This window comes from Deltaproteobacteria bacterium (assembly GCA_020848905.1).
Classification (GTDB): Bacteria; Myxococcota_A; Polyangia.
The window spans coordinates 413,110-434,114 of record JADLHG010000031.1 but is presented as its reverse complement, the minus strand read 5'-3'; the positions used below and the strand labels follow the sequence as shown (position 1 = coordinate 434,114).

Annotated in this window: 18 protein-coding genes and 1 pseudogene; 13 read left to right on the top strand and 6 right to left on the bottom strand. The window is 72.1% G+C overall.

Annotation, left to right across the window (positions count from 1 at the left end):
• Positions 1 to 106: 106 nt before the first annotated feature.
• The 8 genes from IT371_14005 to IT371_13970 all read left to right on the top strand — a co-directional run bounded on the left by IT371_14005 (position 107) and on the right by IT371_13970 (position 8,965).
• Complete coding sequence (locus IT371_14005) at positions 107 to 1,189, top strand: AI-2E family transporter (GenBank protein ID MCC6748769.1); 1,083 nt, start codon at positions 107 to 109, stop codon at positions 1,187 to 1,189.
• Positions 1,190 to 1,253: 64 nt separating this feature from the next.
• Complete coding sequence (locus tag IT371_14000) at positions 1,254 to 1,757, top strand: hypothetical protein (GenBank protein MCC6748768.1); 504 nt, start codon at positions 1,254 to 1,256, stop codon at positions 1,755 to 1,757.
• 5 nt (positions 1,758 to 1,762) lie between these two features.
• The gene (locus tag IT371_13995; protein ID MCC6748767.1) at positions 1,763 to 2,692 is read left to right on the top strand and encodes a hypothetical protein; all 930 of its coding nucleotides are present in this window, start codon (positions 1,763 to 1,765) and stop codon (positions 2,690 to 2,692) included.
• Positions 2,693 to 2,761: 69 nt separating this feature from the next.
• Positions 2,762 to 4,786, top strand: a complete 2,025-nt coding sequence (locus IT371_13990; protein ID MCC6748766.1) for a hypothetical protein — start codon at positions 2,762 to 2,764, stop codon at positions 4,784 to 4,786.
• Positions 4,783 to 6,507: a hypothetical protein gene (locus IT371_13985; protein MCC6748765.1), complete on the top strand. Its 1,725-nt coding sequence runs from the start codon at positions 4,783 to 4,785 to the stop codon at positions 6,505 to 6,507. Before IT371_13990 ends, IT371_13985 begins: the two co-directional genes overlap by 4 nt.
• A gap of 102 nt (positions 6,508 to 6,609) precedes the next feature.
• Positions 6,610 to 7,542 carry a hypothetical protein gene (locus IT371_13980; protein ID MCC6748764.1) on the top strand — a complete coding sequence of 311 codons (933 nt, stop codon included), beginning with the start codon at positions 6,610 to 6,612 and terminating at the stop codon, positions 7,540 to 7,542.
• A 94-nt stretch (positions 7,543 to 7,636) separates the two neighbouring features.
• Positions 7,637 to 8,461: a hypothetical protein gene (locus tag IT371_13975; protein ID MCC6748763.1), complete on the top strand. Its 825-nt coding sequence runs from the start codon at positions 7,637 to 7,639 to the stop codon at positions 8,459 to 8,461.
• Positions 8,462 to 8,464: 3 nt separating this feature from the next.
• A complete protein-coding gene (locus IT371_13970) occupies positions 8,465 to 8,965 on the top strand; it encodes a PilZ domain-containing protein (protein ID MCC6748762.1) in 501 nt (166 codons plus the stop codon).
• A gap of 57 nt (positions 8,966 to 9,022) precedes the next feature.
• Here the strand turns inward: IT371_13970 and IT371_13965 are convergent, their stop codons facing one another.
• Both IT371_13965 and IT371_13960 read right to left on the bottom strand, forming a co-directional pair.
• Positions 9,023 to 10,351, bottom strand: coding sequence for a hypothetical protein (locus tag IT371_13965; GenBank protein ID MCC6748761.1), 1,329 nt, complete (start codon positions 10,349 to 10,351; stop codon positions 9,023 to 9,025).
• A gap of 34 nt (positions 10,352 to 10,385) precedes the next feature.
• On the bottom strand, positions 10,386 to 11,816 hold the full coding sequence (locus IT371_13960) for a protein kinase (protein ID MCC6748760.1): 1,431 nt from the start codon (positions 11,814 to 11,816) through the stop codon (positions 10,386 to 10,388).
• A 211-nt stretch (positions 11,817 to 12,027) separates the two neighbouring features.
• Between IT371_13960 and IT371_13955 the strand changes: the two genes are divergently transcribed.
• Genes IT371_13955 through IT371_13940 form a run of 4 tightly spaced genes read left to right on the top strand, consistent with a single transcriptional unit; the run spans position 12,028 to position 17,402 of the window.
• Positions 12,028 to 13,371 (top strand): serine/threonine protein kinase, encoded by a 1,344-nt coding sequence (locus IT371_13955; GenBank protein ID MCC6748759.1) that lies wholly within the window; start codon positions 12,028 to 12,030, stop codon positions 13,369 to 13,371.
• On the top strand, positions 13,368 to 14,303 hold the full coding sequence (locus IT371_13950) for a LysM peptidoglycan-binding domain-containing protein (GenBank protein ID MCC6748758.1): 936 nt from the start codon (positions 13,368 to 13,370) through the stop codon (positions 14,301 to 14,303). Before IT371_13955 ends, IT371_13950 begins: the two co-directional genes overlap by 4 nt.
• A 7-nt stretch (positions 14,304 to 14,310) precedes the next feature.
• The gene (locus tag IT371_13945) at positions 14,311 to 15,456 is read left to right on the top strand and encodes a hypothetical protein (protein ID MCC6748757.1); all 1,146 of its coding nucleotides are present in this window, start codon (positions 14,311 to 14,313) and stop codon (positions 15,454 to 15,456) included.
• Positions 15,453 to 17,402 (top strand): serine/threonine protein kinase, encoded by a 1,950-nt coding sequence (locus tag IT371_13940; GenBank protein ID MCC6748756.1) that lies wholly within the window; start codon positions 15,453 to 15,455, stop codon positions 17,400 to 17,402. Before IT371_13945 ends, IT371_13940 begins: the two co-directional genes overlap by 4 nt.
• A 54-nt stretch (positions 17,403 to 17,456) precedes the next feature.
• Here IT371_13940 and IT371_13935 read toward each other — a convergent pair.
• The 3 genes and pseudogenes from IT371_13935 to IT371_13925 form a co-directional block, all read right to left on the bottom strand.
• A pseudogene (locus IT371_13935) lies at positions 17,457 to 17,624 on the bottom strand (DUF4177 domain-containing protein).
• Positions 17,625 to 17,631: 7 nt separating this feature from the next.
• Positions 17,632 to 18,606 (bottom strand): porphobilinogen synthase, encoded by a 975-nt coding sequence (gene hemB / locus IT371_13930; GenBank protein MCC6748755.1) that lies wholly within the window; start codon positions 18,604 to 18,606, stop codon positions 17,632 to 17,634.
• Positions 18,607 to 18,702: 96 nt separating this feature from the next.
• On the bottom strand, positions 18,703 to 19,860 hold the full coding sequence (locus tag IT371_13925; protein ID MCC6748754.1) for a uroporphyrinogen-III synthase: 1,158 nt from the start codon (positions 19,858 to 19,860) through the stop codon (positions 18,703 to 18,705).
• Between the two features lie 116 nt (positions 19,861 to 19,976).
• On the opposite strand from IT371_13925, the gene IT371_13920 reads away from it, so the two are divergent.
• Positions 19,977 to 20,447 (top strand): DUF192 domain-containing protein, encoded by a 471-nt coding sequence (locus tag IT371_13920; protein ID MCC6748753.1) that lies wholly within the window; start codon positions 19,977 to 19,979, stop codon positions 20,445 to 20,447.
• Between the two features lie 57 nt (positions 20,448 to 20,504).
• On the opposite strand, the gene IT371_13915 is transcribed toward IT371_13920, so the two are convergent.
• Positions 20,505 to 20,972 carry a hypothetical protein gene (locus IT371_13915; protein MCC6748752.1) on the bottom strand — a complete coding sequence of 156 codons (468 nt, stop codon included), beginning with the start codon at positions 20,970 to 20,972 and terminating at the stop codon, positions 20,505 to 20,507.
• Between the last annotated feature and the right edge of the window lie 33 nt (positions 20,973 to 21,005).

Below are 21,005 nucleotides of genomic sequence, written 5' to 3'. Positions count from 1 at the left end.
TCGGCCGGCACGGTGAGTGCATCCCCCAAGCACGTTCCGGACGGGCACGTCCTCGAGCGACGGCCAGGGACGCGACCACCCACCGCACGGGAGGGGCAGAGCGACGATGCGGGACCCCCAGGACGACAGCGCGGCCTCACCGCCCTCCGCGGCCCCCGATACCTCCGGCCCGGCCGGTGGGTCGAAGGCGCAACCCGGGGCCCTCCGCTGGGCCGCGATTCTCCTCTCTCTCGGCGCCGCGCTCATGGTCTGGCCGCTGTGGCCGCCGCTGGTCCTGGCCGCCTGGTTTGCCGGCCTCGCGCGTCCGCTCATGATGGCGCTCAGCCGCCTCACGCGGGGCCGGCAGCGCGTGGCTGCCGTGGTCACCGTGGCGCTCTTGCTGCTCGTCCTCGTGCCCATCGGGCTTTTCATCGCGCTGCTGGTCTCGGCCGGCGCGGAGCTCCTCCAGACCCTGCTCCGGTCGCAGGGCGGCAAGAACGCGCTCGAGGCGATCGTCTCGGGCGGGGGTGACGCGGGCCACCGGCTGGCGCTGTCCGACCTGTTCAGCCTCGCGAAGCAGTACGGCGAGCGCGCCTTCGTCCTGGTGACCAGCATCGCCTGGGCCACCGCAACCGGCATCCTCGGGACGGTCGTGTTCGTGCTCGCGGCCTACACCTTTCTCGCCCGGGGAGAGAAGGTCACCACCTGGCTCGAGGCCCACCTGCCCCTCGCCCCGGCGAACTTCCGCCGCTTCGCGGCCGCCTTCAACGAGACCGGGCGCGGCCTCGTGGTAGGCGTCGGGCTGACCAGCATCATCCAGGGCGTCGCGGCGACCGTCGCCTACCTGGCACTCGGCATTCCACGCGCCTTCGTGCTCGGCGTGCTGACCGCGGTCTCGTCGCTGATCCCGGCGGTGGGCACGGCGCTCGTTTGGGGGCCGGTCGCCGTGGGACTGGCGCTCACGGGCCGGTGGGGTCGGGCCATCGTCATGGCGTCCATCGGGCTCTTCGTGATCGGTCTCGCGGACAACGTGCTCCGCCCTCTGCTGTCTCGCCACGGGAGCCTGCGCCTGCCGACCTTCGTCTTGCTCGTGGCCATGTTCGGGGGCCTCGCAACCCTCGGCGGGTGGGGCCTGCTGCTGGGTCCCCTGCTCGTGCGGCTGGCCGTCGAAGCGGTCTCCATCGAGCGCGACCAGCGTCTGACGCGTTAGGGGTTCCGCGATTTCTTGCTGCGTCGCCGCGAGCCAGTCATCATGCGGAGAGACGGAGGAAGCCATGCGAGCTCAACCGCCCTGCTCTCGGTGGATCGCCGTGACGGTCGCCCTGGCCTTCCACTCCTCGCCCGGAGCGGTCGCGCACGCCGGAGACGAGACCGGGCCGACGTACAGACGCCACCGCGGACAGATCGTCTTCCAGGGCGAGGAATTTCCCGCCGTGGACGACGAGAAGTCCCTCGCGGAGCTGGTGAAGAAGGCGAAGCGCAACAAGGCCCTCGAGAAGGACAAGGACGGCAACTGGCGCTTCAACTTCATCGCCTTCCTGAGCAGCGCGCCCGGCGCCAACAAGGTCAATCTGGTCTGGTTCTCCCTCGGGAAGAAGACCGAGCAGATCGACTACACGGAGTTCAGCGTCCCCCCGAGCGAGGTGATCCTGCGCGCCAAGTCGGTGCTCATCGGCGCGCAGGGGTTCGCCTCGGGCGGGAAATACGAGGCGCGGATCACCCGCGTCATCGGCGGCAAGGAGAAGGTCTACGCCCGCTGCCGCCTCTCGCTGCAGTAGGCGCGTTGCACCATCCCTTTCCGCTCGCCGCGCGCGTCGCGGCCGCCTGGCTCCTCGTCGCAGCCGCTGAACGACCGTTGCCGGCGGACCCCGGGCGCGCGCGAATCCTCGAGACGCGTCTTCTGCGGGCCCACGCCGACGAGGACTCCGAGGAGCTCACCCGCGTGGCGCGACACCTCGGGCCGGCCCGAATCGCCGCGCTCCTCGCGGATCGAAACCGGGCGCTGCGCACCGCCGCGCTTTCGGCGGCGCCCCACCTCCGCACGAGCTTTCTGCTGCTCGCGCCCCTCGTCGAGCTGATGCAGGGGCAAGACCGCCCGCTGGCCGCCGCGGCCGCACGCGCGGTGCGGCGCATCACCGAGGACCTCCGCGTGAGCGAGCTCGAGCGCTACGACGAGATGCCCTCCACGCTGCGACCGCTCTTCGCCCGCGTCCTCGCCGTGGCGGTCGATCGGGCGCACGCCCTGGACGTGCGCACCGAGGCGATCCTCGCCCTCGCGCAGACCGCGGAGCTCCTCGACCTCGAGGAGGCCGCTCGCTTCCGGCTGCTCGCCGACCCCGACCCGCGGGTCCGCACGGTGGCGGTCGAGCTCCTCGCCACGCGGCGCACGAAGAGCGCTCTCGGGCGACTGGCACGGCTCGCCGCCCTCGATCCCTCGCCGGCAGTGGCCCGCGCGGCGCTGGTCACCCTCTGCGGGCAGCTCCCCGAGGAGGGCGGCGTGGCGAAGGAGCCGGCGCTCGAGGCGCTTCAGCACGCCCGTGCGCAGGTGCGCCTCCGTCGCGCGGCCGAGGATGCCGCGGCCACCGACGACGAGCTCCTCGACCTGGGGCAGTGTTTGCGCCGACTCGCGACCCCCGCCGACCGGCAGGCCTACGCGCGCCTGCGAGCGCGGTCCCCTCACCTCCAGCAGGCGCTGCCTCCGCCCTCGCGCTGACCGATAGCCGGGGCCTCGGTCCTTCCGAGGCCGAGCCTCCGGCCGGGTCCCTCTGCTACGATGTATGCGATGTCGGCACCGCCCCAGAGCCGCCTTGGGCCCACGCCGCTCGCGCCGCTCGCGCGAAGCAGCCGAAGGCGTGCCCTCGCCCGCTGGGCCATGTCCGGCTCCGCGCTGCTGCATCTGCTCTTGCTCTACCTGGCGGCACGGCACCCGGCCCCCCCGCCCGAGCGGCCGCCTCCGATGGAGGTGGAGCTCTTCGCCCCCGACAAGACCCCGAAGGAGGCCCGGGCGCTCGCCCTGCCCTCGCCCGTCGCGCCCGACCCCGCAGCTCCCTCGCAGCCGGCACGGGCGAAGCCCCCCGAGGAGCGCAAGGCCGCGCCGAAGCCGGCGGAGCCCGAAAAGCCCGAGGCCCTCGCCAAGCTGGAACCGCCCAAGCCCAAGCCCAAGCCCCCCGAGCCCGACAAGCCCGAGCCCGCGAAGCCCATCCCACCCCAGCCGATCCCGCGTCTGAAGATGGTCGAGGTCAACACGCCCGCGAGCGACCGACCGCCCGACCACGCGCGCTTCCTCTCGGACAAGGACCGTCGCGTCGAGCGCGAGACGCGGGCACAGCACACGAATCTGGTGAAGGACCACCCGAAGCCCGAGCCCTTCTCCGAGCCGAATCCCTCCAAGGCCGCCCAGCCGGGCGCCAAGAAGGAGCGGATCGCCGAGGATCGGCCGCAGAAGGCGCGTCCCGGGGCCGAAAAGTCCCGCCCCGAGCAGGCCTCGCGACCGCCGCTCCTCACCATGCGTGGGCCACCGCGCCCCGCGAGCCCGTCACCGCGCGAACCGTCGCCGGCGAGCGCTCGCCCCGCGCCGAACGGGCTGCGCCCGGCCCTCCCGAGCTCTGCGGCGCCCAGGCCGCCGCAGCAGACCTCGGCCACCGGCCGCCTCGAGCTGAGGCCCGACTACCGCGCCTTCGACCGCATCTTCGGCCAGCAAGGGGCGAAGGAACGCGAGATCGCGCGCCTGTCGAAGCGAGAGACCTCCGCCGGCGCGGGCGGCTTCCAGAAGAAGTGGCAGCGCATCCGCTCGGCGCTCGAGAACTTCGTGCCGGAGGTGCAGCCGGGCAATCAGACGGCCCTCGGTACGCGCGCTCACCCGTTCGCGCTTTTCATCGCGCGCATGCACCGCAAGATCCACAAGCTGTGGGGCTTCGGCTTCCTCGTGGACCTCGACGGCAAGCCCGACGGCAACGCGATGAACGACATGAGCCTCTGGACCACGGTGGAGGTGGTCGTGAACCCGGACGGTCAGGTCGCGAAGGCCACCATCGTGCGTCCGAGCGGCGTACTGACCTACGACGTGGCGGCGCTCGACACGGTGTTCAGCGGCGGGCCCTACGGCGAGACCCCGCGCGCGATTCGCTCCGCCGACGGCAAGGTGTACCTGCACTGGCGCTTTCATCGGGACCATCGCCAGTGCGGAACCTTCGGCGTGGACCCGTACATCCTGACCACGCCGCCGAAGGGCCCCATCGACACCAACCCCGCCGAGGTGAAGCAGGAGACCTCCCCGCGCGTGCTGCGCCGGCTCAACCGGCCCCCGCCCCGCGGCCCGGTCCAGGTCCCGATGGGACCGCTCGGCAGCGGTGGCGCAGGCGGCGACGCGCCAGCCGCACCGAAACGCCCGGCTGCGCCCAAGAGCCAGGCTCCGACGGGCGGAGGCGGCCCCGTGGTGAGCAGCCGCGACCCGGCTGCCGAACGGGTGGCGCGCGCCTTCTTGGCGGCCCTCGGAGCGGGCGACGCGAAGCGGATGGCCGAGCAGGCGGGAGGCCCCTTTCTGGCGCAGGGCCGGGCGGTCACGCGCTCGCGGGCCGAGCTCGAGCGGATGCTGAAGGACCTCGTGACGGAGCTGCCCGACCGCCGGCTCGTGGGGATGCGGCTGCTCACGGCCATGGAAGCGCGCCAGCAGCTCGGAGAGCTCCCGCCCGGAATGAGCTACGGGACGCCGATGCTGGCCTCGCACGCCACGTTGGGCCGGACGCGACTCGTGCTGCTCCTCGAGCAGCGCAAGGGGCGATGGCTCGTGGTGGGGATCAACCGATGACGCGCAAGCGCCGCTCGCTGCTCGCCGGCGCCCTCGTCGCGAGCCTGCTCGCGGGGCGCGCCTCTGCGGAGCCCATCGCGCACGAGTACGTGGCCCCGCCGGGGCAAGCCGGCCCACCGAGCTGGCCCCGGGAGGGCAAGCTCCCCGAGTATCTCCAGCTCGAAGACACGCGGCTGCCGCGGCCCGAGGCGAGCGCTCCCTCGTCACCAGGGCAACCCATCCACGGCGCGGGCGACCGCTCCACGCAGGCGCGCCCCGACCGCACCACCACGCACGACGGGACCCTCCGCTACCCGGAGGAGTTCAACCCGAGCGTGGTCCCCTTCAAGCGCGTGGCGGCCTTCGACCGCGTGGAGGCCGACGACCGCCTGCGCGTGGCCGACCCGCGCCTCCATCCGCTCCCGCTCGCGCGACGCCCCACCCCACCCGACCGCGAGGCCTTCTGGGGACACGTCCTGCTCCGGGCTCGGCGCGGCGAGGCGGTCCCCCTTCCGTCGGTCTCGGCGGAGGCCCAGATCGTGAGCTACCAGGCCTCGCCCCCGTCGGTGGTGCAGTTCTTCCGCGACGGAGCGGACAACCTCTGGGCGCGCGCCGACCACGACGGCCTCCTCAAGCTGGTCTTCGTGACCGACGCCCCGCGGCACTACTTCGCCCCCGAGCTCCCGCTGGGGGTCACCGCCGCGCAGGTCCCATCCACCCTCCGTCCGAGCCTCCCCGCCCAGGTCGCGAAGCGCGCCGCGCGCGTCCTGAAACACCTCGGCGTGTCCGCGAGCGCGCCGCTCGCCGAGCAACTCGACCGGCTGGTGGCCTACTTCCGGAACTTCACGCCCGGACCGCTTCCGCGCCTCACGGGGGACACCTACCTCGACCTGGCGCTCAGTCAGAAAGGGGTCTGCCGCCACCGCAGCTTCGCCTTCGTGGTCACCACGCAGGCGCTCGGGATCCCCGCGCGCTACGTGCAGAACGAGGCGCACGTCTTCACCGAGGTCTTCGTGCCTCGTCTCGGATGGATCCGCATCGACCTCGGCGGCGCGTCGAGCGCGCTCGAGATCTCGGGCGCCGACGGCAAGGTGATGCACCGGCCCGGCCCCGACCCCTTCCCGCGCCCCTCGAGCTACCAGGGGGGCTACAGCCAGCTCCTCGGCCGCGTCACGGGTCTGAGCCCGAGCCAGCGCGCCGCGGCCGCCGCGGGCCCCCGACGCACCTCGCTGCGGTCGTTCTCGCGGCCGAACGGCGCTCCGTCGAACGGAGCCGGCGCGGCGGGCGGAGCGGCGGGGTCGGCACCCGGCGCCGAGGGTTCGGAGGCCGCGGGGTCGGAACGCGAGCGGAAGCCTTCGGCGGGAGGCGCGGACCCCGAAGCCGTGGGGGCCTTTCCCGGCGCCTCGGGTGCGGCGGAGCCGGGAGCGCCCGGAGCCCCGCCCGGGCGCGTGGCCACGCAGATCACCGCGCACTGCAATCTAGACCGCGCCCAGCGCGGCGAGCGGGTGCGCGTCTCGGGCCGGGTGCTCGCCGGCGGCCGCGGAGCTGCCGGCCTGCGCGTGGAGATCTACCTGAGCCGCGACGGCCAGAGCGCCGAGGCGCAGCTCGGGGCCACCGTGACGGGCCCCGACGGCAGCTACCTTCTCGAGGCGCCCGTCCCGCTCAGCGTCCCGGCGGGCGCCTACCGCGTCTTCGCCGCCACCCCGGGAGACACCCGCCACGCCCCGAGTCTCAGTCGCTGAAACGAGGCCATCCGCACGCCCGGCGCTCGCACCGCATTTGACGTCCTCGGACGAGCCGCGTAGTCTCAGGGCCAATCTCAGCAAGAACATCGGAGGCGGTGCATGCAGAACGCGCCCATCTTCATCGGGGGAGCGGCCCTCGCGGGCGGAATCCTGGGCTACGTAATCGCGTTGTCCAGCTCGAAAAAGGCTGCCGCCACGGCGGAGGCCAGGGCCGAAGAGCTCGAGAAGACGCTGGAGAAAGTGCAGAAGGAGGCCGCGGAGGCCGCCTCCTTGAAGGAGGCACGCGCCAAGGCGGAGGAAGGCCAGAAGTCCGCCGGAGAGAAGGCGAAGGGCCTCGAGAAGGAGCTCGAGAAGCTCCGCGCCGAGGCCAAGAAGGCCGAGGAGCAGCTCAAGGAGAGCGAGTCGGCCGCGGCAAAGGCCGCCGAGCAAGCGAGCGGCTACCTGGCGGCCAAGCAGCAGGCCGAGGGACGGGCGCAGCAGGCGCAGGGCGCCGCCGACGAAGCGCAGCAGCGCGCGGCTCAGCTCGAGCACGAGCTCGCGACCGTGCAGCAGGAGCAGGCGTCGCTCCGGCAGCAGCTCACCGGCCGCGGCGAGGAGCTGCAGCGCCTGCGCGCGGAGCTGTCGAGCCAGCGCCCCGCCGGTGGCAGCAGCCTCGAGGAGGCGGTGGAGCTCTTCTCGCAGTCCGACGGCACGCCGGACGGCATCCTGCGCCTCCTGCTCGAGGGCGAAGGGCAGAAGACCGCGGTGGTGGCGGATACGAACGGCATGGTCGTCGCCGCGGCCGGCGAGCCGAACCTCAAGGAAGGGGTCGCGGCAGCGGCCCAGCTCTTCTCGGTGCTGGGCGGGCAGCTCCGCGGCATGGTGCCTTTCGGCCAGGTCAAGGCCTTCCGGCTGCAGGATGGGCACGGCGTCATCGCCGGCCGCACCTTCGAGTACGCGGGCGAGACCATGGCGCTCGCCACCTACGGGCTGCGCTCGCCGAACGATCGCGCGCTGGACGGCGCTACCGCCAACCTGAGCGCGACGCTCTAGCCGCGTTTCCTCCGGCGGGAGCCTCCGGGCCCGCCACCTCCCCGTCCGCTCCCGAATTCTTGCCCCGCCCGCCGGCGCATCCCATCGTCGACGGGTGCCTTGGCCGCTCATCCTCGACAACCTCCTCGCGGCCGCGCTCACGCTCTGCGGGCTGGCCGCGCTGCTGCTGGTCCTGCACCTCGGCGAACGCGCCGTAGGCCGCCAGCTCGCCCGCCGCCTGGGCTGGCGCGCCGTGCTGCTCACCGGGTGGCTGGGGGTTCCGGTCCACGAACTGGGCCACCTCGCGCTCGCGCGCCTCTTCGGCCATCGCATCCTCGCCTGGGCGCTCTTCGAGCCCGACCCCGAGTCGGGGACTCTCGGTTACGTGCGCCACGCCTACTCGCGCCGCAGTCTCTACCAGCGCCTCGGCAGCTTCTTCATCGCCATCGCCCCGCTCCTCTCGGGCGGCGCAGCGCTCGTCGCGCTCCTCGTGTGGATGCTCCCCGGTCCCGCGCTCGCGGACCTCTACCTTCGCGCGTGTCGGCTCGGGGCGCTCGACCGCCTCGACGCGCTGCCCGGCGCGTTGCACCAGCTGCTCGCCGCGCTCGGCCAGGCCGTATGGGTCGACCGCACGGCGCTGCTGCCGCTGCAGCTCTACCTCGGCGTCTGCGTGGCGAGCCACCTGGCCCCGAGCGCCGCGGACTGCCGGAACGGTCTGCCAGGGCTGCTGCTCGTGCTCTTCGGTGGGGCCCTCGCCTGCGCCCTCGCCGGCCTGGCGGGCCATTCGACCCGCGCCTCGCTCGCGCTGCTGCCGGCCGTCGCCGCCCTCTGGCTCCTGGTCGCGCTCTTCCAGCTCCTCTACCTGGGACTGGTCGAGCTCCTCCACGGGCTCGGGCGGAGACGCGGGTTGACGGGATCCCTCCGGCGGGGAGAGAAATAGGCCATGGACGACCCCGAGCTGAACCGGTTAGCCGCCGAGCTCCTCGACCTCGAACGCCAGCGACACGGAGCTCCTCTGCCCGAGTCGGGGTCCGCGCGCCGGCAGGCGCTGATCTCGGCGCTCATGGATCGTCTGAACCAGCACCCGGGGGACGAGCGGCGGCGCTTCCTGCGCATCCCGGCGCAGATCGAGGTGCGCTTCCGCGTCGGTGGGGCGAGCATCACCTGCGCCGCGACGGAGATGGGCCTCGGCGGCCTGGCCCTCGCAGGCCACCTCTGGGTCATCGATCAACCGATCGTCCTCGAGGAGCTCTCTCTCGGGGGGAAGCGGTTCCCGCTGGAGTGCACGTGCCGCGTGGCGTGGAAGATCGACGACGAGGATGGCCAGCCCAAGGCCGGGCTTCAGTTCGTCGAGCCGTCGAGCGACGCTCGAAAGCAGCTCCGCGCGATCTTCGAGGAGCTCTTCCTCCAGTATCTCGCTACGCTCGCGCAGGACGGCCCGTAGCGCTGGACCTACCGAACGCGGTCCAGGCACGCGCCAACGGCGTTCTGTCTGACGTAGCTACTGCGCGGCCCGCGCGTCCCCGGCGCTCCCGCCATCCCGCTTCACTGCCGCGTCCCCGGCACTCCCGGCATCCCGCTTCACCGCCGCGTCGGCCGTCCCCCCGTCGGGCGCCGGCTGGAAGGGACCGCTCGCCGTATCGTCGAGGCAGACCCCCTTCGGATCCTTCGGATTGCTCTTCGCCTGCCCCGTGAAGCGGTCCCGGCAGCTCATGTTCGTCGGGTTCCCCTTCGCGGCAAAGCTCTCGCAGGTGAGCGTTCCGCCGAGGTCCGAGCAGATCTGCCGCGCGGCGTTCATGCAGATCGGCGTCTCGGCCGCCGGCACCCCCCCCACGGAGATCGCGTCGTAGGCGTAGCATTCGTAGTCGCCCCCCTTGTCCGCCCCGTGACCGCGGCAATCGTTCGCGCTCGCGAGCGTGCAGCTCTTCATGCACAGCCCCCCGTAGTACATCTGGGCGCAGGTGCTCCCCGTCGGACAGGCGAACTCGGGCACCGCCTTGCCGAAGGCGCAATTGCGCACCGTGCAGTAGCCGTTGTGGTAGCTCGGTCCGATGGCCGTCTTGTCCGCCGCCTCCTCGAGGCACGCTCCGCTGTTCGGGCAATCGAGGTCGCTCGCGCAGGGATCTCCCACCTTGGCCTTGGCCGACCCGAACGCGTGCGGCCCGCACAGACCGCCCTTCGTGCAGTTGCCGGGCCGCGCGCAGCGCTTCTGGTCGAGGTCGCAGAACGCATCGCTCGCCACGGCGGCGCAGTCGGGATCGCCCGCGCAGGTCTTGTTCGCGTAGACGGGGCAGTCCTTGCCGTCCTTGCAGGCCAGATACCAGCAGACGGCCTGCTTCAGGCTGGCGTAGCGCGTGGAGAGGGGGTGGCAGGTCTGCCCGCTCGACGACGGACACGGGTTCTGCGTCAGGCTGGGAGTGCACTTCTTGAGGCAGTAGTTCGAGGTCCCGCTCGTGAAGCGGAAGGCGCCGCAGACGTAGCCTTCGGGACAGTCGTCCTCGTTGGCGAGGGGCGTCGCGGGGCTATCGGGCTTGCAGGCGCGACTGCAGATGCCGAGCCCGCGATCGAAGTCCATCATGATGCACAGGGGCGAGCCCTTCTTGCAGGTGGCGTTTCCCGAGCACCCCTGTCCCAGGTTGCTCTCCAGCCCGAGGTCCGGCGCCACCGCCGCATCGGGCGCCGCGTCTCGTCCCGCGTCCCCGGCCGCGTCGACAGCCGCTGCGTCTCGCGTCGGACTCGGAGCCGCATCCGGCGTCCCCGAGCTCCCCTTGCAGCCGCACGCGAGGGCCAGGGCCAACGCCAGCCCCACGCCGGTTTCCCGTCGAGTCATTCGTTTCCTCCGTCGATGAACGAGCGTACCAACCCTACTCCACGAGGACCAGCACGAGGATCGTCGTCGCGGCGACGAGGAGCAGCGCGGCCAAACCGACGACGAGCCAGGTCCGCTGCTGGCCCGCGGCCGTCGCGAGCCCGCGCGGGTTGCGCGTCACGCTCATGGACGGAAGGGGCACGTCCTCGGAGCTGGTCTCGGGTTCTAGGCGCAGCTCCTCGGGCACGGGGGGCCCGCGACGCGCCTTCGGGGGGCTGCTCGCCGCGGGACCGGCCAGCCGCGGCACGGCGCGCGTCCGCTCGTCCGCATCCTGGAGGTCGTCGAGCGAGCCGCTCGCCTCCCGCGTCGCCGGGTAGAGCCCCTCCGGTGAGGTATTCAGATCCTCCCAGGTCCCTGCCGAGGACGCCTGGCGCCCGCGCGTCTCGTTCGCCGGCCGGAGCTCCACCGCCGACGGACCCGCGCTGGCCGGTTTCGGCGACTCCGGGGCACGTCGGGGCGAGGTGGCAGACAGGCGGCTCATGAGCTCCGCGGGCGGCGGAAGCGACGTGACCCGCATGAAGGGCGTGGTGAGCGTGCCCCAGTCCGCCTCGCCCGGTCCCCCCGCGCGCTTGAGCTCGAGCGCCTGGAGGAACGAGGTCGCGTTCGGATAGCGCATTCCCATCGCCGGGTGATGCGCACGCTCGAGCACCTCGAGGAGCCACGCGGGCAGCTCCGGCCGCCGCTGCCGCAGCGGGATGAGCCGGCAGTTCGCGATGTCCTCGGCGACCTGCTGCATGCTCTCGAGCCGAAACGGGAGCTCCCCCGAGAGGAGCTCGTACATGATCGTCGCCACGGCCCAGAGGTCCCAGCGCGCATCCACCGGGCCCCCCGCGGCCTGCTCGGGTGACAGATAGGCCGGCGTGCCGAGCACCTGATCTACGCGCGTGAGGTCCGGCCGATGCCAGTCCCCGTGCAGCGCCCGCGCGATGCCGAAGTCGAGGAGCTTGGCGAAGAGTCGGGGACGCCTTCCGCGCGCGAGCATGATGTTCGCGGGCTTGATGTCACGGTGCATGAGCCCCGCGCCGTGGACCAGCGCCAGCGCCGAGAGGACCTGGGCCCCGAGCTCGACCGCGTCCTCCGGCGGCACCGGCGCCTCCCGCTGGAGGTACGCGTCGAGGGTCTCCCCGTCCACGTACTCCATCACCAGGTAAGGCTGGTCGCTCCCCTCCACTAGCCCGAAGTCGTGTACCTGGACGATGTGCTCGTGCGTGATGGCGCCCGCCGCGCGGGCCTCGTGGAAGAAGCGTTCGCGGAGCGTCGCGGTCCCGGCGTCGGGATTCAGGACCTTCACCGCGAGGCGGCGCCCCAGGACGAGGTGCCGGGCCTCGTAGACGGTCCCCATGGCCCCGCGGCCGATGACCCGCAGGAGCTCGTATCGCTCACCGAGGATCGTCCCCGCCGGCAGCGCCGCCGCCGGGGTGGTCATACCCTGCTCCTCTGCTCGCTTCACTCCCTCCAAGCTATCGTCCCTTCGGGGCATTTGTCGAGCACGGCTACCCGGCGGGCGCTATACTCGCCCGGACCTCGTGTAGTATGCCCCTGGGGTGCGTCCGGGGTAGCCAGCGGCGGCGCACGACCCGGGCGGGACAACTCGACCGAACTCCGGGCAGCGACTGCCCCTCGACGGAAGCGCATACGTGATCGATCGCGTCGGCAACTATCGCATCACGGACGAGATCGGCAGCGGGGGGATGGCCGTCGTGTACAAGGGGATCCAGGAGTCCCTGGGTCGCACGGTGGCCATCAAGGCCCTCAAGACCTCCGTCTCCGAGGATCCGAGCGCGGTGGCCCGCTTCGAGCGCGAGGCGCTCTCCGTCGCGTCGTTTCAGCACGAGAACATCATCACGCTCTACGACTTCTTCAAGGAGCGCGGCGCCCTCTTCATGGTCATGGAGTACGTCGAGGGGATCGACCTCTACGACCTCCTCGAACGCTGCAGACCCCTCCCCGTGGACGTGGCCGTGATCATGGCCTTGCAGGTCGCGCGCGCACTCGACTACGCGCACTTCCGCGGCGTGATCCACCGCGACGTCAAGCCCGCCAACGTGATGATCTCCAACTCCGGCGAGGTGAAGCTGACGGACTTCGGCATCGCCCGTACGGAGCAGTCCGATCTCACCGAGATGGGCGTCGGCCTCGGCACCCCCGCCTACATGTCTCCGGAGCAGGTCATCGGGGACCGACTCGACCATCGCAGCGACCTCTGGTCCCTCGGCGTCGTGCTCTACCAGATGGTCACGGGGCGCAAGCCCTTCGTCGAGGACGACGAGCGGACGGTGATGCAGCGCATCCGCCTCGAGGACCCGGAGTGGCCGCGCAAGCTGAACCCCGGCATCCCGAAGGAGCTCGAGCGCATCATCACGCGCTGCATGCAGAAGAAGCCCGAGGAGCGCTACGCCTCGAGCCAGGAGCTGATCGTCGGCCTCGAGCAGTTTCTGGCCACGCACGTGGCGCAGAACTACCGCGCGCGGCTCGTGCGGTTTCTGCGCGAGCAGGAGGTCATCTCCGCCGACCTCACCTCCGCCACGCTCCACCCGGCGCTGATCGGCGAGTACCTGACGCGCCGGAACCGGGCCCGGGCCAAGTGGCCCCTTCGCACGTCGGCCATCGCGGGGGCGCTGCTCCTCGGCGGCGTGGCCGTGGGCGCCCTCGGCTACGCGGGGATCAGCGGACGCTCCGGCACGACCGCGAAGCAGGCGGCCGCGACCCCCTGCGCCAACGCGGTTGCGGCGCCGGCGAGCGAGGGGCAACTCCACGTGCTCGCCTATCCCTGGGCGCGGGTCGAGGTGGATGGCAAGCTGCTCGCCACGACCCCCTTTCAGACGCCGCTCACGCTCAAGGCCGGGCGCCACAAGGTGCGACTGACCAATCCCTACTTCGAGCCGGTCGAGCGTGACGTGGCGATCGCCGCCGGCCGCATCACGACCTTGACCGAGGCGCTGACGCGCGCCAAGGGCGTCGCCGACGGAGGCGCACCGTGACGCAGCGCCGACGACCGCCCGCCCGCTCGCTCCTCGTCGCGTGCGGCCTGCTCCTGGCCGTGCTGCTCGACACGCGGCCTTCCGCGGCACAGCGGGTAGTGCACAGGGTGCGCTTCGGCGAGAACCTGGCCAGCATCGCCAAGACCTACTACGGGGACCCCTCGTACGCGTCGCTCCTCGCCCTCATCAACGGCGGCGACCCGGGGAGCTCGCTCTCGGCGGGGGAGCGCATCCGGGTCCCCACGGCGTGGAGCTACACCGTCTCCAAGCCCTCGACCGTGGTGGCCCTCGCGAAACGGCTCGTCGGCGACCGCCGTCGCGCCCCGGCGCTGTCGGCCTTCAACAACCTCGGCAAACGCAAGAAGCTCAAGGCGGGGCAGACGCTCTGGGTGCCCTTCACAGTGACCCACGTGGTCGCCGCGGACGAAACGTTCGCCGCCATCGCGCAGCGCTACCACGGGAAGGCGACCCACGCCCGGCTCATCGCCGCGTGGAACTTCATCGAGGCCACACAACCCGCCTCGGGGGCGCAGCTCGAGGTCCCGATCGGACACGTGCGCATCCTCCCGGTGCGGCTGCAGGAGCTCGTGAGCAGCCAGCTGCTCGGGGTGCAGCTCGACGGCCCGTCGGAGGACCGCGAAGCGCTCCAGGAAGCGAATGCCCTGCTCCGCCGCGGCCGCTACTGGGAGGTCCCGATGCGCCTCGTGCGGCTGCTCGCGAGGGAGCAGTCCTCCGACGCGCACGTAGCCGAGATCTACAAGCTCCTCGCCATCGCCTACGTCGCGCTCGACCAGCACGCTCTGGCCGTCAGCTGCTTCGAGGAGGCGCTGCTGCGCCAACCCACGCTCACGCTGGACGCCGTGATCGTCTCCCCCAAGGTGATCCGCGCCTACATGGACGCGCGGAGCAAGCGCCGCGGCAACACCCCCTGAGCCCCGCATGCACCGCCGGTCCTCAGGACGACCCCTTCCCTCCGTGCTCGCGTACGTGCTCGCGCTCGTCGCCCTGGCGTGCCAGACGGGCTGCCCCGGCCGGAAGGCCGACCCGGCTGGCACCTCGCCCGCCCGCGACACCGCACGGACCGCACCCGACGCCGCCCCTCCGCGTTTCGAACCATGCGCGCGGCTCGCAGCGCGCTCGGACGCGCAGGTGGGCCCCGTGACCCTGGCCGGGGTGCCGCTCGTCCTGCGCGGCGGAGAGCTCCGGCCGGAGGAGGCGCACGGCGCGAACGGGCCGCGACGCGGTCGGCTCGTGCTGGGCGTGCTGGCGGACACCCGAGAAGCGCACCCTGCTACGCTCGCGCTCGTGGACCAGGCCCTGCGCTCGTTTCAGCGCGCACAGGTGCACGCCGTGGTCGTGCTCGGCGGCCTCGACGCCTCGTACGAGGGGACGCTGCAGGTCCTGAGGCGCCTGCACGGGCGCGTCCCGCTCTTGGCTCAGCCGGGCGATCGCGAGTCCCGGTCGGGATTCCAGGCGGCCGTCGCCTCGCTGGGGCCTGGGGCGGTGGACCTGAGCGTGGCCCGCGTCCTCCGCCACCCGACCGCGACCTTCGTCGGGGTGCCGGGCTACTTCCTGCCGCACCACCTCACGGCCCGCGAACAGGGCTGCAGCTACACCGAGGCGGACCTGCGGTCCATCGCGGCGCTCCTCGAGCGCGAGCCGGGCCCCAAGGTGCTCCTCTCGTACGGCCCTCCCCTCGGCAAGGGGCCCCTGGCCGTCGACCGCGCCTTCGGCGGGGTGAACATCGGCGACCCGGGCCTCACGCGCCTCCTCTCCCGGGCGCGCATTCGCTTCGGCCTCTTCGGACACGTCCACGAGGCCGCCGGGCACGCCACCACGCTCGACGGTCGCCCCGTCAAGCCCGACGAGTGGAGCGATTCGCTCCTGCTCAACGTCGGCTCTCTCGACGCCGTCCCGCACGAGGAGCTCGCGGGGCGGTTCAGCCACGGCACGGCCGCGATCTTCGAGCTCGCGGGCGACCGCGCGCGCTATCGCCTGGTCGAATTCGCGCCCCCCGCGCCCCCCGCGCCCCCCGCGCCCCCCGCGCCCCCGGCTCACCCCCGGTCGGAGGAGAGCCCCCCGTGACCGCGAGCCACGAGCTCACCGCACCGGACGATGCCGACCGGTGGGTCGGTCGACTGGTGGAGGGCCGCTACCGCGTGCTCGAGCGCATCGGACGCGGCGCGATGGGCTTGGTCTACCGCGTGGAACACGTCCGCATGGGCAAGATCGCCGCGCTGAAGCTCCTGCACCGCGATCTCGTCGCCGACCCCACGCAGCTCCGGCGTTTCCAGCACGAGGCCGAGGCGGTGAGTCGCCTGGATCACCCGCACATCGTCCAGGTCTTCGACTTCGGCCCCCTCGACGACACCTTCTACCTGGTGATGGAGTACCTGCGAGGAGAGGACCTGTCGGCCGTCGTCAAGCGGGACGGTCCCCTCTCGCTTCAGCGTACGGCGCGCATCCTCGCGCAGGTGTGCGACGCGCTCTCCGAGGCGCACCACCACCGCATCGTGCACCGCGACCTGAAGCCCGAGAACATCCGCGTCACGCGCACGCGCGGCGGCGACGACTTCGTGAAGGTGCTGGACTTCGGCCTCGCCAAGACGGTCGCCCCGCAGGCCCCCCCGGACTCCACCGGTCAGGGAGCGCTCGTGGGCACCCCGCACTACATGGCGCCGGAACAGATCCGCGGAGGCGTGGTCGACCACCGCAGCGACCTCTACAGCCTCGGCGCCGTGGCATACCGCCTGCTCACCGGTCGCCCTCCCTTCGAAGGACGTACCGCGGTGGCCGTCCTCACCAAGCACATCACCGAGGAGCTGGTCGCACCGAGTCGAGCGGCCCCCGAACGACGGCTCCCCCAGGCCCTCGACCCCGTCCTCGGTCGCGCCCTCGCCAAGCGGCCGGAAGACCGCTTCCCGAGCGCGGAGGCGTTGAAAGAGGCGCTCCTGGAACTGGCCGAGCGGGCCGAGAGCGGCGAGCTCGAGGAGGCCGCCCCGTCCGGCGACGCGCCCCGCCGTCGCGCCTCGGACCGGCAGCCGACAGGCCCTGGTGTGCCGCCCTTCGTCGCCGCGGCGCTCGTCGACAGCGTCGCGCCTCTCAGCCGCGAGGACCTCGCCTTCGAGCGGCGACTCCGGCGCGCCCGCTGGGTCAAGCTCCTTGCGCTCTTCCCGCTCCTCGGCGCCGTCGCCGTCGGCACCTACCTGTTCGCCTTTCGCACCCCCGGAGAGGTCGTCTCCCCCGAGGAGCGCGAACCGAACGACCGCTCGGCAGCGGCCACGCTCGTCCTCCCCCGCCGGCCGATCCTCGGACAGCTCGGCAAGCGCCAGAGCGACACCGAGTCCGACCGCGACTGGTACCGCTTCTCCGTCGACGGCGTGAAGCGGCGCTTCCTCACGGCGCGCCTCTCCTCGCTGCCGAACCTGGACGTGCGCCTCGAGCTCTACGACCACGCGGGCAGCCGCCTCGCCACGGCGGACTCCACGGGGGTCGGCGCGGGCGAGGTTCTGCCGAGCTGGCCGCTCGGCCCGGGAAGCTACTTCGTGCTCGTGCGCGAAACACCTCGCCCCGGGGCTCGCGCCACGGAGAACGTCACGGACCGTTACCGCCTCGAGCTCGACCTCGCGGATCGCCCCCCGGAGTGGGAGCTCGAGCCCAACGACGACGAGGCCCAGGCGACCTCCTTCCCGCCCGGAGGCCTCGCTCGCGGAACGCTCGGGGGCCGCGAGGACCGGGACAGCTATCGCCTCGAAGGGAACGGCGGCGCGCTCGACGGAGAGGTCTCGGCCCTTCCGGGCGTCGATCTCGTGCTGGAGCTGCGCGTCCCCGCGGGGGCCGAGCCGCGCGTCATCGACCAGGCGGGCGCGGGGGAAGGCGAGCGCCTGCGCGGGCTGAAGGTCCCGAAGGGATCGAGCGCGGTACTCACCGTGCGCCGCGCCTCCTCGGCCAAGCCCCCGGCTGGCACGGAGCTCCCGGCGCTCGAGACCCCGTATAGCCTCCGACTAGTGCAGCGCCCCCCCGCTCCCTGACTCCTCGTCGTGCCCCTCCCCCTCGGAGGCGTCGTCCGCAGGGCCATCGACCGCCCGCGTGAAAACGAGAAAGGCCATCGCCGGCCGCTTGGACGCGTCGCGCATCGCGAACTGCATCCCGTCGAAGAGCCACCCCTCCGCGACCCACCGGTTCAGGATGCGCTCGAGCTCCTCGTCGGTCACCGTCTGCGTCTCGACCACCTTGTAGAGCGTCTGCCGCATCGCACGGTCACCGTCCGAGCAGTCGGGCCGCCTCGAGCGCGTGGTAGGTGAGGATGATGTCCGCACCCGCTCGCTTGATGGCAGTGAGCGTCTCGAGCATGACCTGATCTCCGTCGACCCAGCCCTTCTCGGCGGCCGCCTTGATCATCGCGTACTCGCCCGAGACGTTGTACGCCACCACCGGCAGGTCGAACTCCTCGCGCACCGCGCGGATGACGTCCAGATAGGCCAGCGCCGGCTTCACCATCACCATGTCCGCCCCCTCGGAGACGTCCAGGGTCACCTCGCGCAGCGCCTCACGCACGTTCGCCGGGTCCATCTGGTAGCTGCGACGGTCGCCGAACTGCGGTGAGCTGTGCGCGGCCTCCCGGAAGGGGCCGTAGTAGGCCGAGGCGTACTTGGCCGAGTAGGCCATGATCCCGACCTGGTCGAGCTCCTCCTCGTCGAGCGTCTCGCGGATGAACCCTACCCGCCCGTCCATCATGTCCGACGGGGCGACGATGTCGGCTCCGGCCCGCGCGTGCGCCAGCGCCATCTCCGCGAGCAGCTCGAGCGAGGCGTCGTTGTCCACCTCCTTGCCCTTCAGCACGCCGCAATGACCGTGCGAGGTGTAGGCGCAGACGCAAACGTCGGTGGTGACGATCGTCTCGGGGCTCAGCTCCTTGATCGCCCGGACGGCGCGCGGCACGATCCCGTCGGCGTTCACCGCGCCCCTGGCCAGCTCGTCCTTGTGCTTCGGGATGCCGAAGAGGAGCACCCCCGAGATGCCCGCCGCGGTGAGCTCTTTGACCGGCTCCTTCAGCCGATCGACCGACCAGCGGTACTGGCCGGGCATCCCCGGGATCTCCTCCTTGCCTGACCCGCCCTCCTGCACGAAGAGCGGGTAGATCAGGTCGTCCACCGTCACGACCGTCTCCCTGACGAGTCGACGAAGCGTGGCGGTGCGGCGCGTACGACGGGCTCGATATTCCGGGAATTGCATCTCGTCCTCCTTCTGAACCTGGTCACCTTGGCCGCGATCCATGTTCGATCACGTAACAACAGGTTTCTGTGGTGAGGTCCGGCTCGCTCGTGCGAGCTACCGGCCTTTCTCCGCGACGTGGCGCACGAGCGCATCGATCATCGTGCTCAGGGTGAAGGTTTCTGGAACCACGTGGACGGGCAGCCCGTGGCGCGCGCAGGCCGCCGCCGTGACCGGTCCGATGGCCACGATGGTCCGCCCCGCGACGCTCGCCGCGAGGTCCGCGCCGACGAGCTCGGCGAAGTGATCCACCGTCGAGGCGCTCGTGAAGGTGAGCACGTCCACCTCGCCGCGGCGAACGGCGTCGAGCCCTTCGGCCGTCTGCTCCGGCTCCGGAAGAACCGTGCGGTAGGCCGGCACCACGTCCACCTCCGCACCGCGCGCGCGCAGCGTCTCGGGGAGCACCTCGCGCGCGACCGCCGCGCGGGGGATCAGCACGCGCTTCGCCGCGAGCGGCTCCTCGGCCAGCGCCGCCAGGACCCCCTCCGCGCGGTGGTCCTCGGGGATCAGGTCGGCACAGAGCCCCATCCCCGAGAGGGCCTGCGCCGTACCGGGACCGATGGCGCAGATCCGGAGGTTCGCGAAGGCTCGCGCGTCCCGCCCGGCCGCGCGCACCGCCGTCCAGAGAGGCTCGACCGCGTTCGCGCTCGTAACGATGAGCCAGTCGTACTCCTCGAGTCGTCCCGCGGCGCGCCGCAACGGCTCGTCGTCGACGGGCGCCGCGAACTGGATGGTCGGCAGGCAGACTACTTCGGCTCCGAGCGCCTCGAGCGCCTCGCAGGTGGGCCCCGCCTGCTGGCGCGCGCGCGTCACGAGCACCCGCCGGCCGGCGAGCGGGCTCACCCGCCCCTCCCCCGCGCTCGTCGGTCCGGGGACCACCTCGAGAGCCACCCCTGCGCTCCGCAGCGCCTCCCGCAGCGACGCGTAACGGGGTCCGGCCGCGTCTCCCGGCACCAGCCAAACCACGCGCGCTCCCGCTCGCGCCGCGTCGGCCACGCGCGCGACGACGGCCTCCGGGAAAGCCCCCTCGGCCGAGCCGCCGACGCTCTCCCTCGGGGCGGCCTGCGGACAGAGCTGCACGAGGCCCGCGACCGCAGGAGGCGTGACGACGAGGTGCTGCGCCCGCAGGAGCTGCGCGCGACCGCGCACGGTCACGAGGTCCGCAGGACCCGGACCGCCTCCGACGAGCACCACCACCGTTTCGACGCGTTTCATGGGCGCCCGCGCATGCTGGCCCGCGAGCCCGCAGAAAGTCAATTCGCGTCGCCAGAGGTGGCCGCCGATCGCGCCGGGGCGCTTCCCCCGGGGCGCGCTTCGCGTATAGTCGGCCCGTGCGCGCGCTCAAGACCTTCTTGCCGATCCTCGTCGCCCTCGCGGCAGCCGCCTGCTCCCATCAGAGCCGAGGCGACGCGGCCTCCGCAGGCAGCCCCGCCGTCTACCTGCTCGGCGGCGCGCAGCCCGTGAAGGTCCGGGTCGAGCTGGCGCGCACTCCCGAGGAGCGCGCCATCGGCTTGATGCACCGCCAGAGCCTCCCGGCCGACGCCGGCATGCTCTTCCTCTTCGACAAGGAAGAGCCGCAAGCCTTCTGGATGAAGAACACCCACATCCCTCTGGACATGCTCTTCATCGACCAGCAGCTCAAGGTGGTAGGCCTCATCGAGTCGGCAGAGCCGCGCAGCACCGCCTCGCGCAAGGTGGATGCCCCCGCCCGTTACGTACTGGAGGTGAACGCCGGCTTCGCCGCGGCCCACCACATCGGCGTCGGGACGAAGGTACGATTCGAAGGCGTGACCGTGCCTTGAGGCCGAAGCGGGGCGCCTCCTGCCTCGAGCCGGGCCGATCTACGTCAGGCCCCGGCGTCAGGTCACGGGCGGCTCGTCGTCGGTCGCCTCGGGTTCCTTCCCGCCGCGACGCCGGACCGCCATCTTGCTGCTCACCCGCGGGCGTGCGTCGTTCGGGATGAAGCGCACCTCCGTCTTGATCTCGAACGAGAGGCTGGTCAGGAGGCGCTGGAGCTCGTCGCTCAGGTTCAGAGTCTGCAGGAACCCCCGGAACTCGGAGCCGATGATGCGGAACAGCTCTTCCTTGGTCCCCTGGGCCTGATTGATGAGGTAGTTCGCCACGTCCTTCGGCAGCGAGAAGTCCTGCGCGATCTTCTTCAGCCCCTCCTCGGAGGTGAAGAGCGCGCCGAGCCCCGCGTAGAACGTGCGCCGGAGGAGGTCGGGCACCAGCCCCTCGAGTTTCTGCCGCAGGCCCTCGTCGGGCGCCGGCTCCTTGGCCTCCTTGGCCTCTTCGGTCCCGCGCTCCCTAGCCCCGCGTTCCTTCATGGCGGCTCCTCGAGTTCGAACCGAAGTTCTCCC